Raw genomic sequence first — 13,582 nt, 5'->3', positions numbered from 1 at the left:
ATGATCGTAGTAGAAGGCCTGACCAAGCGGTTCAAGGGCCAGACCGTGCTCAACGGCATCGACCTGACCGTGCAGCCCGGCGAAGTGGTGGCCATCATCGGCCCCAGCGGCTCGGGCAAGACCACCTTCCTGCGCTGCCTGAACCTGCTGGAAACCCCCGACGCCGGGCGTATCCAGATCGGCGACATCAGCATCGATGCCAACCGCCCGCTGGGCGGCCAGCAGAACGCGATCCGCCGCCTGCGCCAGCAGGCCGGGTTCGTGTTCCAGAACTTCAACCTGTTCCCCCACCGCACCGCCCTGGACAACGTCATCGAGGGCCCGGTGATCGTCAAGAAGACCCCCCGCGAAAAAGCCATCGCCCTGGGCCGGCAACTGCTGGCCAAGGTCGGCCTGGCCGGGCGCGAAGACGCCTACCCGCGGCGCCTGTCCGGCGGCCAGCAACAGCGCGTGGCGATTGCCCGGGCGCTGGCCATGGAGCCGGAGGTGATCCTGTTCGACGAACCCACCTCGGCGCTGGACCCGGAGCTGGTGGGTGAGGTGCTGGCGACTATCCGCGGCCTGGCCGAAGAAAAACGCACCATGGTCATCGTCACCCACGAAATGAGCTTTGCCCGGGATGTGGCCAACCGGGTGATCTTCTTCGACAAGGGCGTGATCGTCGAGCAGGGGGAGGCCAAGGCGCTGTTCGCCAACCCTCAACAAGAGCGTACCCGGCAGTTCCTCAGCAAGTTCCTCGGCACCGCCGCCTCCGAGTAAGCCTGTACCGCCCTCATCGCCGGCAAGCCGGCTCCTACAGTGGAATCGAGTACCCCTGTAGGAGCCGGCTTGCCGGCGATTTGGCCCTCACGCCCATCACCACTCCCCTTCTATCAATATTCCAAAAAGTTAATTCATAAACTTTTAATAAGCCATTAGGGTATATGAACCGGACCACCGGACCACCAATCGTCCGTCGCCACCACCAGGCGACGCCAACTATTTTGTGAGGTCACCGATGGTCAGGATCACAATCACCCCAGTGCGCAACGCCAGGGCATTGAGTGCAGCCAGGGAGCGGCACTGATGTCCAGCCAACCCACTACCCCGTTTACCAGCGATATCGACAGCTCGCCCCTGCTGCTGCCGGCCAAGGTGCTGCGCAATGACGCCCAGGCCCTGCAAGCCGCCCGCGAACTGGCCGAGGTCGCCCGCCAGCAGGCCGCCCGCCGCGACCAGCAGCGCAAACTGCCCTGGGCTGAAATCGAGCAGTTCACCCGCAGTGGCCTGGGCAGCATCAGCGTGCCCAAGGCCTATGGCGGCCCGGAAGTCTCCTTCGAAACCACCGCCGAAGTATTTCGCCTGATCAGCGCCGCCGACCCGGCCCTGGGGCAGATCCCGCAGAACCACTTCGGCATGCTGCAGCTGGTGCGCCTGACCGCCACCGAGGCGCAGAAAGAAGCCATCTTCCGCAGCGTGCTCGACGGCTGGCGCATCGGCAATGCCGGGCCCGAGCGCGGCACCAAGGACACCCTGACGCTCAAAGCCCGTATCACCCGCAAGGGCGAGGGCTTTGCCATCAGCGGTGAAAAGTTCTATTCCACCGGCGCCCTGTTCGCCCACTGGGTGACGGTCAAGGCGCTGGACGATGAAGGCCGCCAGCGCCTGGCCTTCGTGCGCCGGGGCAGCCCGGGACTGCGCATCGTCGACGACTGGTCGGGCTTCGGCCAGCGCACCACCGCCAGCGGCACCGTGTTGCTGGACCAGGTGCCGGTGGATGCCGACCTGGTGCTGGACAACTGGCGCCAGCGCGATGTGCCGAACATCCAGGGCGCCACCTCGCAACTGGTACAGGCCGCCATCGATGCCGGCATTGCCGAGGCCGCCATCGACGATGCCATCCAATTCGTGCGGGAAAAATCCCGGCCATGGATCGAGGCCAAGGTCGAGCGCGCCAGCGATGACCCCTACGTGATCGCCGACATCGGCCGCCTGAAGCTCGACCTGCATGCCGCCCAGGCGCTGTTGCGCAAGGCCGCGCGGGTGCTCGACGAGGTCAATGCCGGCCCCGTCGACGCCGCTGCCGCCGCCCGCGCCTCGATTGCCGTGGCCGAAGCCAAGGTGCTCACCACCGAGATTGCCCTGCAGGCCAGCGAAAAGCTGTTCGAGCTGGCCGGCAGCCGCGCGACCCTTGCCGAGTTCAACCTCGACCGGCACTGGCGCAACGCCCGGGTGCACACCCTGCACGACCCGGTGCGCTGGAAGTACCACGCGGTCGGCGCCTACTACCTCAACGGCACCCTGCCCGCCCGCCATTCCTGGATCTGATTGAAAGCCTTGGGGCTGCTGCGCAGCCCTTCGCGGGTGAACCCGCTCCCACAGTGATCGCACCGATCCTGAAAGCAGTGCTGTACCTGTGGGAGCGGGTTTACCCGCGAAGGGGCGCAAAGCGCCCCCTGTGCCCGGAGAGCACCATGACCGCATCCCTTATCACCAGCGACGCCCAGGCCCTGGAAGTCGCCGAAGAAATCGCCAAGCAACTGCGCACCGAAAGCGCCACCCGCGACCGCGAACGCCGCCTGCCCCACGCCGAACTCGACCTGTTCGTGCAATCCGGGCTGTGGGGCATCAGTGTGCCCAAAGCTTTTGGCGGCGCTGGCGTATCCAGCGCCACCCTGGCCAAGGTGGTCGCACGCATTGCCCAGGCCGACGCCTCGATCGGGCAGATCCCGCAGAACCACTACTACGCCCTGGAAGTGCTGCGGGTGAATGCCAGCCCCGAGCAGCAACAGCGCCTGTACGCCGAAGTGCTGGCCGGCCGGCGCTTCGGCAACGCCCTGGCCGAAATCGGCACCAAGACCGCTCACGAGCGCAGCACCCGCCTGACCCGCGACGGCGAAGGCTTTCGCATCAACGGCCGCAAGTTCTATTGCACCGGCGCGCTGTACGCCCAGCGCATCCCCACCCTGGTACTCGACGAGCACGATGCCCAGCACCTGGCCTTCGTGCCTGCGAACAGCCCAGGGCTGGAAGTGATCGACGACTGGAGCGGCTTCGGCCAGCGCACCACCGGCAGCGGCTCGGTGCTGTTCGACAACGTGGCGGTGGCCGCCGAAGACGTGGTGCCGTTCGGCAGCGCCTTCGAGCGCCCGACCACGGTCGGCCCGCTGGCGCAGATTCTCCACGCCGCCATCGACACCGGCATCGCCCGCGCCGCCTTCGAAGATGCCCTGCACTTCGTGCGCACCCGCAGCCGGCCCTGGGTCGACTCGGGGCTCGAAAAAGCCAGCGACGACCCGCTGACGCTCAAGAGCTTCGGCCACCTGGCCATCCGCCTGCACGCGGCCGAAGCGCTGCTGGAGCGGGCCGGTGAAATCCTCGATGTGGCCCAGGCCGACAGCAACGCCGAGACACTCGCCGCTGCGTCCATCGCCGTGGCAGAAGCCCGGGCGATCAGCACCGAGATTTCGCTTGCGGCCGGCACCACCTTATTCGAACTGGCCGGAAGCCAGGCCACCCTGGCCGAGCACAACCTCGACCGCCACTGGCGCAACGCCCGGGTGCACACCCTGCACGACCCGGTGCGCTGGAAGTACCACGCCATCGGCAACTACTACCTCAACGACGAGAAGCCGCCGCGTCGGGGGACCATCTGATGGCCAAGCAGATACTGCTCAATGCCTTCAACATGAACTGCATCGGGCACATCAACCACGGCCTGTGGACCCACCCGCGGGACACCTCGACCCAGTACAAGACCCTCGATTACTGGACCAACCTGGCCCAACTGCTGGAGCGCGGGCTGTTCGACGGGCTGTTCATCGCCGATATCGTCGGCACCTACGACATCTACGGCCAGTCGCTGGACGTGACGCTGAAGGAGTCGATCCAGTTGCCGGTCAACGACCCGCTGTTGCTGGTGTCGGCCATGGCGGCGGTCACCCGGCATTTGGGCTTCGGCCTGACCGCCAACCTCACGTATGAGGCGCCCTATCTGTTCGCCCGGCGGCTCTCCACCCTCGATCACCTGAGCAACGGCCGGGTGGGCTGGAACATCGTCACCGGCTACCTCGACAGCGCCGCCCGGGCCATGGGCCTGCGCCAGCAGCCCGAGCACGACCGGCGCTACGACCAGGCCGACGAGTACCTGCAGGTGCTGTACAAGCTGCTCGAAGGCAGCTGGGAGGACGACGCGGTGGTCGCCGACCGCGCGCAACGGGTGTACGCCCAGCCCGACAAGGTGCACAAGGTCAGCCACCACGGCGAGTTCTACGACGTCGAGGGCTACCACCTGTGCGAACCCTCGCCGCAGCGCACCCCGGTGCTGTTCCAGGCCGGCAGCTCGGCGCGCGGGCTGGCGTTTGCCGGCAACCACGCCGAGTGCGTGTTCATCAGCGGCCAGGACAAGGCCGCCACCCGCGCCCAGGTCGACAAGGTGCGCGCCGCCGCTGCCGCAGCCGGCCGCGACCCGCAGGCGGTGAAGGTGTTCATGGGCATCACGGTGATCGTCGCGCCCACCGAGCATGAGGCCCAGGCGCTGCACGCCGAGTACCTGCGCCATGCCAGCCCCGAGGCCGGCGTCGCCCACTTCGCCGCCTCTACCGGTATCGATTTTGCCGCCTACGGCCTGGACGAGCCGATCGGCTTCAGCCAGGGCAACGCCATCCAGTCCGCCACCCGCCAGCTGCAGGACAACGCCTGGACCCGCCGCCGCCTGCTGCAACAGCACGCCCTGGGCGGGCGCTACGTGACCCTCATCGGCTCGCCCGAGCAGGTGGCCGAGCAACTGATCGGCTGGGTCGACGACACCGGCCTGGACGGCTTCAACCTGACCCGCACCGTCACCCCGGAAAGCTTCGAAGCCTTCATCGACCTTGTGGTGCCGCAACTGCAGCAGCGCGGCCGCTACAAGACCGCCTACGCCGACGGCACCCTGCGCGAAAAGCTGTTCGCCAACCAACCGCACCTGCCCGCCGACCACCCCGGCGCCGGCTACCGCAACACCCATACCCCTGCCCCGACTGGAGCCCTGCGCCATGCTTGAAAAACTGTTCCGGCCCGTCGCGGCCATCGCCCTGGCCCTCGGCCTGTCCGCCACTGCGCTGGCGGCCGAACCGCTGAAGATCGGTACCACAGCGGCCTTTGCCATCCCGCTGGAAGCCGCAGTCGAAGAGGCCCACAAGCAGGGCCTTGAAGTGAAGCTGATCGAGTTCAGCGACTGGATCGCGCCCAACGTCAGCCTCAACAGCGGCGACATCGACGTGAACTACTTCCAGCACATCCCGTTCCTGGAAAACGCCAAGGCCGCCGCCGGCTTCGACCTGGTGCCCTACGCCCCCGGCATCATCAACAATGTCGGCCTGTATTCGAAGAAGTACAAAAGCTTCGCCGAACTGCCCGAAGGGGCCAGCGTGGCCATCGCCAACGACCCGATCAACAGCGGCCGTGGCCTGCAACTGCTGGCCAAGGCCGGGCTGATCACCCTCAAGCCGGGTGTCGGCTACAAGGCCACCGAGGACGACATCGTCGCCAACCCGAAGAAGATCAAGATTCTGCAGGTCGAAGCCGTGCAACTGGTGCGCGCCTACGACGACGCCGACCTGGTGCAGGGCTACCCGGCCTACATCCGCCTGGCCAACACCTTCGATGCCACCTCCGCGCTGCTGTTCGACGGCCTGGAAAACAAGGAGTACGTGATCCAGTTCGTCATCCGCCCGCAAGAGAAAAACGACCCGCGCCTGGCCAGGTTCATCGACATCTACCAGCACTCGCCCGCCGTACGCGCCGCCCTGGACAAGGCCCATGGCACGCTGTACCAGGCCGGCTGGGAAGGCTGACATGAGCCAGGCCAGCGCCCTGCGCGCACCCGTCACGCAAGCTGCGCCGCCACCGGCACGGGAGCAGGCCCTGCGCCCTGAGGTCAATGAAGCCCAGGTGCGCTTCATCGGCCTGGGCAAGACCTACCCCGGCCAGGCGCAGCCTGCGCTGCATGGCATCGACCTGAACATCCGCCGCGGCGAAATCTTCGGCATCATCGGCCGCAGCGGCGCCGGCAAGTCGTCGCTGCTGCGCACCATCAACCGCCTGGAGCAACCCAGCCAGGGCCGGGTGCTGATCGACCAGGTGGACATCGCGCCGTTCAACGAAGACCAACTGGTGGCCCTGCGCCGGCGCATCGGCATGATCTTCCAGCACTTCAACCTGATGTCGGCCAAGACCGTGTGGCAGAACGTCGAGCTGCCGCTGAAGGTGGCCGGCGTCGGCAAGCCCGAGCGCCAGCGCAAGGTGCGTGAACTGTTGGAGCTGGTGGGGCTGGGCGACAAGCATCAGGTGTACCCCGCGCAGTTATCCGGCGGGCAGAAGCAGCGCGTCGGCATCGCCCGCGCGCTGGTGCATGACCCCGAGATTCTGCTGTGCGACGAGGCCACCTCGGCGCTGGACCCGGAAACCACGGCCTCCATCCTCGACCTGCTGCGCGACATCAACCAGCGCCTGGGCCTGACGGTGGTGCTGATCACCCACGAGATGGCGGTGATCCGTGACATCTGCCACCGCGTGGTGGTGCTGGAACGCGGTGAAGTGGTTGAGCAAGGCGAGGTCTGGCAGGTGTTCGGCACACCGCGCCACGAGGTCACCCGCACCCTGCTGGCGCCGCTGCAGGCGAAACTGCCGGCGGCCTTGCAGGCCAGCCTGCGGGCCAGCCCGGTGAGCCGCGACGCGGCCGTGGTGTTGCGCCTGCAGGTGCTCGGCGAACCAGACCTGAGCGCCCTGTTCAACGACCTCGGCGGCCAGGTGCGCCTGCTGCAGGGTGGCGTGCAGACCATCGGCGAGCACGCCTTGGGGCAGCTGATCCTGTCGGTGCGCGGTTCGCCGCTGGCCCCTCATCAACTACTGGAACGCGCACGCCGCCGGGCGGCCGATGTGGAGGTACTGGGCCATGTGGATTGACCGCTTGCTGCAAGGCTTGCTCGACACCCTGCTGATGGTCGGCGTGTCGTCGTTGGTGGCATTGCTGGTGGGCGTGCCCATGGCGGTGCTGCTGGTCACCAGCGACAAGGGCGGCATCTTCGAGGCGCCGGCCCTGAACCGGGTGCTGGGCGCCATCGTCAACCTGTTCCGCTCGATCCCGTTCCTGATCCTGATGGTGGCGCTGATCCCCTTCACCCGCCTGGTGGTCGGTACCACCTATGGTGTGTGGGCGGCGGTGGTGCCGTTGACCATCGCGGCCACGCCGTTCTTCGCGCGCATTGCCGAAGTGAGCCTGCGCGAAGTCGACCACGGCCTGATCGAAGCCGCCCAGGCCATGGGCTGCCGGCGCTGGCACATCGTCTGGCACGTGCTGCTGCCCGAGGCGCTGCCGGGTATCGTCGGCGGTTTCACCATCACCCTGGTGACCCTGATCAACTCCTCGGCCATGGCCGGGGCGATCGGCGCCGGCGGGTTGGGAGACATCGCCTACCGCTACGGCTACCAGCGCTTCGACAGCCAGATCATGCTGACCGTGATCGTCATGCTGGTGGCACTGGTGGCGGTGATACAGCTGGGTGGTGACCGGTTGGCCAAAGGGTTGAACAAGCGCTGAGGAACCGCTAAAACTAAATTATTATTTCGCTTAATGGCCGCCAAGGCTTTTTGCAGACAAAACCTAAATTAAAATTTCGCTTTTCTTGAAATCGCCGAATCAACCGACATAATCGAAGCTATTCTTTCGTTGAACCCGAGATCGCCCCCATGAATTCGCTCAGACAGATCGGCACTGCCAGCGACCTGGGTAACGCCGTGCGAACAGTCAGAAAAACCCAAGGCATCACCCAGTCCGACCTGGCATTGGTCATCGGCAAGAGCCATGTACTGCTCAGGGACATCGAGAAAGGCAAAGGCAGCGTGTCCATTGCCAGCGTGCTCCAGGTCCTTGAGGAGCTCGGAATACGTCTCTACGTGGATCTCCCTGAGCAATGAGAACGCTCCAGATCATGATCAACGCCCGGCATGTCGCCACACTGCGCGACGATGCCGGCGTATGGAGCCTGGAGTACACCGCAGGGTGGCTCTCGGACAGCAACGCATTCGACTTGTCGCCGGCACTCCCCCGATCTTCAGCGCAGATTGTCGATGGTTCGTCACAACGCCCTGTGCAGTGGTTTTTCGACAACCTTTTGCCCGAGGAACATGCACGCCAGTTGCTGGCGAGCGATGCCAGGCTCGAATTTGCCGATGCCTTTGGTTTGCTCGGTTACTACGGGGCAGAATCTGCAGGCGCGATAACCCTGCTCGGCAACCCCGAGACGCCTCAGCAAGAGGGGCTCAAGCCGCTGAGCGACGAAGAACTCAGCGCACGAATTCGCAACCTGCCGCGGGTAGCCCTGACCACCGGCGCACCGAAACGGATGTCACTGGCCGGCGCGCAGCACAAGCTGGCCCTGGTGATCGGCGAAAGCGGCTTGTTCGAGCCGGAAGGCTGCACACCTTCGACCCACATTCTCAAACCCGACCATCCACAACGCGAGTTGTACGATGCGACCGCCGCCAACGAATGGTTCGTGATGCGCCTGGCACGGGAAATGAAGCTCGATGTCCCCGATGTTTCACTAAAACGCGTGCCCGAGGCGGTCTACTTGATCGAGCGCTTTGATCGCCACTGGCAGCACGACCAGCTGGAACGGCTGCATGTGCTGGATGCCTGCCAGCTGCTTTCCCTGGACAAGGGTTTCAAATACCAGCGGGCAACCGTCGCAACGCTGCGCGAGATACTGGGACATGTACGTGACAAGGCCAGGACCCGAATTCGGCTGTTCCGTTGGCTGATATTCAATCTGCTGGTGGGGAACAACGACGCTCACTTGAAGAACCTTTCGTTTTTCGTACAGGCCGACGCGTGCTATCTCGCACCCCACTACGACCTGTTGTGCACCGCAGTGTACGGTAACACTGCCGCCCCTTGGCTGGACGCAGAACTGGTATGGAAACCTGATGGCGTGCGCACCCATGAACAGCTCACCAGGGCCAGTGCACTGAGCCTGGGCGAGGCCATTGGCATCAGCGCTCCCCTTGGGAAGCGGATCATCGACGAACTGGTTCCGGGGGTTGAGAACGCGGCCAGGCAGCTTCTCGAAACCCATGTACACACCCTGAACGCCGGAGAGGCCCGCTTGCTCAGGCGAATCGTCCACGGAGTGATACGGGACATGACACAACGCCTGAGCGCCTGACCCCGTCAGCCCCAGTGCAGATCCGCAGCCGGCACCGGCCGCCCGAACCAATACCCCTGCCCCAGCTGGCACTGCTGCTCCAGCAGGAAACTGGCCTGCTCGGCCTGTTCGATCCCCTCGGCATGCACCTGCATGCCCATGCTGCGGGCCAGGGCGATGATCACCCGCACAATGGCAATGTCGTCATCGTCGAACGGCAGGCCGGCGACGAAGCCCTGGTCGATCTTGAGCTTCTGCACCGGCAGGCGCTTGAGGCGCAGCAGCGATGAATAACCAGTGCCAAAGTCGTCGATGGCCAGGTTGATGCCCAGTTCGCGCAGGCGGTGCAGTTGCTCCAGTGCCACCTCGGGCTCTTCCATCACCGCGCTTTCGGTGACTTCCAGCTCCAGCAACGCCGGGTCCAGGCCGGTTTCGTGCAGCACCTCGGCCACCTGACGGTACAGCTCGTGCTGGCCGAACAGCCGGCTGGAGATGTTCACCGCAACGAAGTCCAGGCGCTTGCCTTCGGCCTGCCAGCGCACCATTTGCCGGCACGACTGGCGCAGCACCCAGGCATCGATCTCGGCAATCAGCCCGGTGCGCTCGGCGATCGGGATGAACTCCCCCGGCGGCACCAGCCCGCGCGAGGGGTGCTGCCAGCGCACCAGGGCCTCGACACCGATCATCTTCGCGCTGCGCAGGTCATGCACTGGCTGGAAGAACACCCGCAGCTCTTCCTGCTCCAGCGCCCGGCGCAGCTCGCCGGCGGTTTCCACCCGGTGCTGGGCATGGGCGGTCAGTTCCTCGGTGTACAACGCATAGCAGGCGCGGCCATTGCCCTTGGCCTTGAACAGCGCCGAGTCGGCGTTGCGCAGCAGTTGCTCGGCGCCCAGCGCGTCGCTGGGGAACAGGCTGATGCCGATGCTGGCGCTGATGAACAGGCGGTGGTCGTCGCATTCGAAGGGTTCGCGCAGCCGTTCGATGATGGCCTGGGCCAGTTTGCCGGCCTGGCCCACCTGCTGGCAGTTCTCGGCCAGCACGCCGAATTCGTCGCCGCCGAGCCGGGCCAGGGTCACACCGCTGCCCAGCACCTCGCGCAGGCGCTCGCCCACCTGCTTGAGCAACTGGTCGCCAATGGTGTGGCCAAGGCCGTCGTTGATGCTCTGGAAATGGTCGAGGTCAAGCAGTAGCAGGGCGCAACCGCGTTTGTTCGCTTGCGCTGCCGCCAGCGCCTGCTCGACCCGGTCGTTGAACAGCAGGCGGTTGGGCAGGCCGGTCAGCGGGTCGTGGTGGGCCAGGTAGGCCAGCTCTTCCTCGCTGTGCTTGATCGCGCTGATGTCGCTGAACACCGCCACGTAGTGGCTGAGGTCGCCGCCATCGTCGCGAATGGCGCAGATAGTCTGCCATTGCGGGTAGATCTCGCCGCTTTTGCGGCGGTTCCAGATTTCGCCGCTCCATTCTCCCTTCTCGCTCAGGGTGGCGTAGATCTGCTGGTAGAACGGCGCGCCATGGCGGCCCGACTTGAACTTGTTCGGCCGCTGGCCGATGACTTCGTCCTGCTGGTAGCCGGTGATGCGCATGAAAGCCCGGTTCACGTGCACGATCAGGCCATTGCGGTCGGTCACCAGCACCCCTTCCAGCGTGCTGTCGAACACCGCGGCGGCCATGCGCAGGCGCTCACGGTCCTCGCTGCGCAGGCGCGCACCGATGCCGATGAAGTTGAGCAGGCGGGCGCGCGAGACAAAAATCAGCAAGGCGCTGAGCAGCACCCACACCACCACGTTGATCTGCCGACCAACGGTGAGCGCCAACGGGTCATCGGACATGCTCTGCAACACAAGCTCGGACAGCCCCAGCCAGAGCATCGAAAGCACCAGGTAGAGCGCGGCCATGCGCAAGGCGTCGCGAACGGAAACAGACATGTCGGGTGGATGAGCCCATGAAAAAGGAAGGGGCATTATAAAGGCTGAAACACCCTGTGACTTCCTATCAAAAAGGGCGACTGGTTTTATTTGCCTGCCAAGGGATAATGCCGACGTTGTTTCCCCTGTGTTTCCGAGGGTCTTTCCCGCCATGTGGTACTACGGTTTGCTCGACTTGTCGGCCTGGCAACTGGTCGGCGTCACCTTGCTGATGACTCACCTGACCATCGTCAGCGTGACCATCTACCTGCACCGCTATTCGGCGCACCGCGCGCTGGAGCTCAACGCAGGCCTCAAGCATTTCTTCCGCTTCTGGCTGTGGCTGACCACGGCGCAGAACACTCGCGAGTGGACCGCCGTCCACCGCAAGCACCACGCCAAGTGCGAAACCCCCGACGACCCCCACAGCCCGGTACACAAAGGCCTGGCCACAGTGCTGCGCAAGGGCGCCGAGCTGTACCGCGAAGAGGCGCGCAACGAAGAAACCCTGCGCATCTACGGCAAGAACTGCCCGGACGACTGGCTCGAGCGCAATGTCTATTCGCGCTACAAGCTCGGCGGCATCGCGCTGATGGCGGTGATCGACCTGCTGCTGTTCGGCACCATCGGCATCACCATCTGGGCAGTGCAAATGGCCTGGATCCCGTTCTGGGCCGCAGGTGTGGTCAACGGCCTGGGCCACGCGGTGGGCTATCGCAACTTCGAGTGCCGCGATGCGGCCACCAACCTGGTGCCCTGGGGCATCATCATTGGCGGTGAAGAGCTGCACAACAACCACCACACCTACCCCAACTCGGCCAAGCTGTCGGTGCGCCGCTGGGAGTTCGACATGGGCTGGATGTGGATCCGCCTGCTGAGCCTGCTGCGCCTGGCCAAGGTGCAGCGTGTCGCGCCCATCGCCCACCGGGTCGAGGGCAAGGCTTCGCTGGACATGGACACCGCCATGGCCATCCTCAACAACCGCTTCCAGATCATGGCCCAGTACCGCAAGCTGGTGATCGGCCCGCTGGTCAAGCAAGAGCTGGACAAGGTAGACGCCTCGGTGCGCCACCGTTTCCGCCGCGCCAAGCGCCTGCTGTCGCGGGAAACCAGCCTGCTGCAGGACCGCCACCACTTGCGCATCGAGTCGATGCTGGCCCACAGCCAGGCGCTCAAGACCATCTACGAGAAACGCCTGGCGCTGCAGCAAATCTGGGCCCGTACCAGCGCCAACGGCCACGACATGCTCGCGGCCATAAAAGACTGGGTCCACGAAGCCGAGGCCAGTGGCATCCAGTCGCTGCGCGATTTCGCCGCCCAACTGAAAACCTACTCGCTGCGCCCTACCGGCGCCTGACCGCCGTTGATCGGCACGCCCCGTCATGGGGCGTGCCAAGCGGAACTTCCCCCCCGAAATACGACTCAAACTCGGCATATCGCCCAGCGTGGCGGGCCGGTCAGTGGCCGCACGCCCTTTGTCGAGACCTGTTTCGTGCTCATGGCCAAAGACCACCCCACCACCGGCACTCCCCGCCCGGAAGCCGCCCAGACCCTGCTCGCCCTGCTCCACGCCCAAGGTGAAGTGGCGCGCCTGAGCGAGCGCGAGCAGCTGTATTCCTCGCTGCTCGACAGCGTCAACGCGGTGTTGTGGGCCTTCGACTGGGAAACCCGCCAGGTGCTCTACGTGAGCCCGGCCTTCGAACGCATTTTCGGCCGCCCGGCCAGCCTGGTGCTGGCCGACTACAACGAGTGGCGCGACGCGATCTACCCGGACGACCTCGAGTACGCCGAGCACAGCCTGGCCCAGGTGCTGGTCAAAGGTACGGTCGAGGACCGCGAGTACCGCATTCTCAATGCCGCCGGTGAAGTGCGCTGGCTCAGCGACAAGTGCTACATCAACCAGCAGCGCGAAGGTGACCAGCGGGTAATCATCGTCGGCATCGCCGAGGACATCACCGAGAAGAAACAGCTCGAAGGCGAACTGCAGCGCCTGGCCACCACGGACGTACTCACCCAGAGCAGCAACCGCCGGCACTTCTTCGAATGTGCCCAGCAAGCCTTCGACAACGCCCGCGAAGACGGCACGCCCATGGCGTTCCTGCTGCTGGACATCGACGACTTCAAGCAGATCAACGACAGCTACGGCCACCAGGAAGGCGACCAGGTACTGCAACGCATCGCCGACAGCGGCAAGGCCGTGTTACGCCGTGGCGACTTGTTCGGGCGCATTGGCGGTGAAGAGTTCGCGGCTGTTTTCCCTGGCTGCAGCGCCCAGGTGGCCGAGCAGATCGCCGAACGCCTGCAGCGCGAAATCCAGCGCCTGAGCTTTACCCACGGGCAGCAGACCTACGGGGTGACCGTGAGCCAGGGGCTGACCGGGCTGACCGACGACGACGAAACCCTCGACACCCTGTTCGCCCGGGCCGATGCGGCGATGTACCAGGCCAAGCGGCAGGGCAAGAACCAGATCATCAGAGGCTGATGGCTACAAGCGGACAGGCATAAGAACTGACC

12 protein-coding genes are annotated in these 13,582 nt (G+C 65.2%); 11 read left to right on the top strand and 1 reads right to left on the bottom strand.

From position 1 onward, the window contains the following. The 9 genes from tcyN (at position 1) to ACI2KK_RS03435 (ending at position 9,188) form a co-directional block, all read left to right on the top strand. On the top strand, positions 1-759 hold the full coding sequence (tcyN, locus tag ACI2KK_RS03475) for an L-cystine ABC transporter ATP-binding protein TcyN (RefSeq protein WP_369988626.1): 759 nt from the start codon (positions 1-3) through the stop codon (positions 757-759). 306 nt (positions 760-1,065) lie between these two features. After that, on the top strand, positions 1,066-2,307 hold the full coding sequence (locus ACI2KK_RS03470; RefSeq protein ID WP_404667877.1) for an SfnB family sulfur acquisition oxidoreductase: 1,242 nt from the start codon (positions 1,066-1,068) through the stop codon (positions 2,305-2,307). Positions 2,308-2,453: 146 nt separating this feature from the next. Then, positions 2,454-3,635 carry an SfnB family sulfur acquisition oxidoreductase gene (locus tag ACI2KK_RS03465; RefSeq protein ID WP_404667876.1) on the top strand — a complete coding sequence of 394 codons (1,182 nt, stop codon included), beginning with the start codon at positions 2,454-2,456 and terminating at the stop codon, positions 3,633-3,635. Then, positions 3,635-5,023: an LLM class flavin-dependent oxidoreductase gene (locus tag ACI2KK_RS03460; RefSeq protein WP_404667875.1), complete on the top strand. Its 1,389-nt coding sequence runs from the start codon at positions 3,635-3,637 to the stop codon at positions 5,021-5,023. Before ACI2KK_RS03465 ends, ACI2KK_RS03460 begins: the two co-directional genes overlap by 1 nt. Beyond that, positions 5,016-5,816, top strand: coding sequence for a MetQ/NlpA family ABC transporter substrate-binding protein (locus ACI2KK_RS03455; protein WP_404667874.1), 801 nt, complete (start codon positions 5,016-5,018; stop codon positions 5,814-5,816). The genes ACI2KK_RS03460 and ACI2KK_RS03455 overlap by 8 nt, the downstream gene beginning before the upstream one ends. A gap of 1 nt (position 5,817) precedes the next feature. After that, positions 5,818-6,927, top strand: a complete 1,110-nt coding sequence (locus ACI2KK_RS03450) for a methionine ABC transporter ATP-binding protein (protein ID WP_404667873.1) — start codon at positions 5,818-5,820, stop codon at positions 6,925-6,927. Continuing rightward, the gene (locus ACI2KK_RS03445) at positions 6,917-7,561 is read left to right on the top strand and encodes a methionine ABC transporter permease (RefSeq protein WP_125466000.1); all 645 of its coding nucleotides are present in this window, start codon (positions 6,917-6,919) and stop codon (positions 7,559-7,561) included. Before ACI2KK_RS03450 ends, ACI2KK_RS03445 begins: the two co-directional genes overlap by 11 nt. A 149-nt stretch (positions 7,562-7,710) precedes the next feature. Then, positions 7,711-7,938 carry a helix-turn-helix domain-containing protein gene (locus ACI2KK_RS03440; RefSeq protein ID WP_404667872.1) on the top strand — a complete coding sequence of 76 codons (228 nt, stop codon included), beginning with the start codon at positions 7,711-7,713 and terminating at the stop codon, positions 7,936-7,938. A 14-nt stretch (positions 7,939-7,952) separates the two neighbouring features. After that, positions 7,953-9,188, top strand: a complete 1,236-nt coding sequence (locus tag ACI2KK_RS03435) for a HipA domain-containing protein (RefSeq protein ID WP_404667871.1) — start codon at positions 7,953-7,955, stop codon at positions 9,186-9,188. Between the two features lie 5 nt (positions 9,189-9,193). On the opposite strand, the gene dibA is transcribed toward ACI2KK_RS03435, so the two are convergent. Beyond that, a complete protein-coding gene (gene dibA / locus ACI2KK_RS03430) occupies positions 9,194-11,089 on the bottom strand; it encodes a phosphodiesterase DibA (RefSeq protein ID WP_369988632.1) in 1,896 nt (631 codons plus the stop codon). 151 nt (positions 11,090-11,240) lie between these two features. Between dibA and desA the strand changes: the two genes are divergently transcribed. Both desA and ACI2KK_RS03420 read left to right on the top strand, forming a co-directional pair. Next, complete coding sequence (gene desA, locus ACI2KK_RS03425; RefSeq protein ID WP_217887104.1) at positions 11,241-12,425, top strand: delta-9 fatty acid desaturase DesA; 1,185 nt, start codon at positions 11,241-11,243, stop codon at positions 12,423-12,425. Positions 12,426-12,566: 141 nt separating this feature from the next. After that, positions 12,567-13,550, top strand: a complete 984-nt coding sequence (locus ACI2KK_RS03420) for a GGDEF domain-containing protein (protein WP_404667927.1) — start codon at positions 12,567-12,569, stop codon at positions 13,548-13,550. Positions 13,551-13,582 lie beyond the last annotated feature (32 nt).

The organism is Pseudomonas sp. NPDC089406 (assembly GCF_044900265.1).
GTDB lineage: Bacteria > Pseudomonadota > Gammaproteobacteria > Pseudomonadales > Pseudomonadaceae > Aquipseudomonas > Aquipseudomonas fakonensis.
This window is presented reverse-complemented; position numbering and strand designations above follow the sequence as displayed.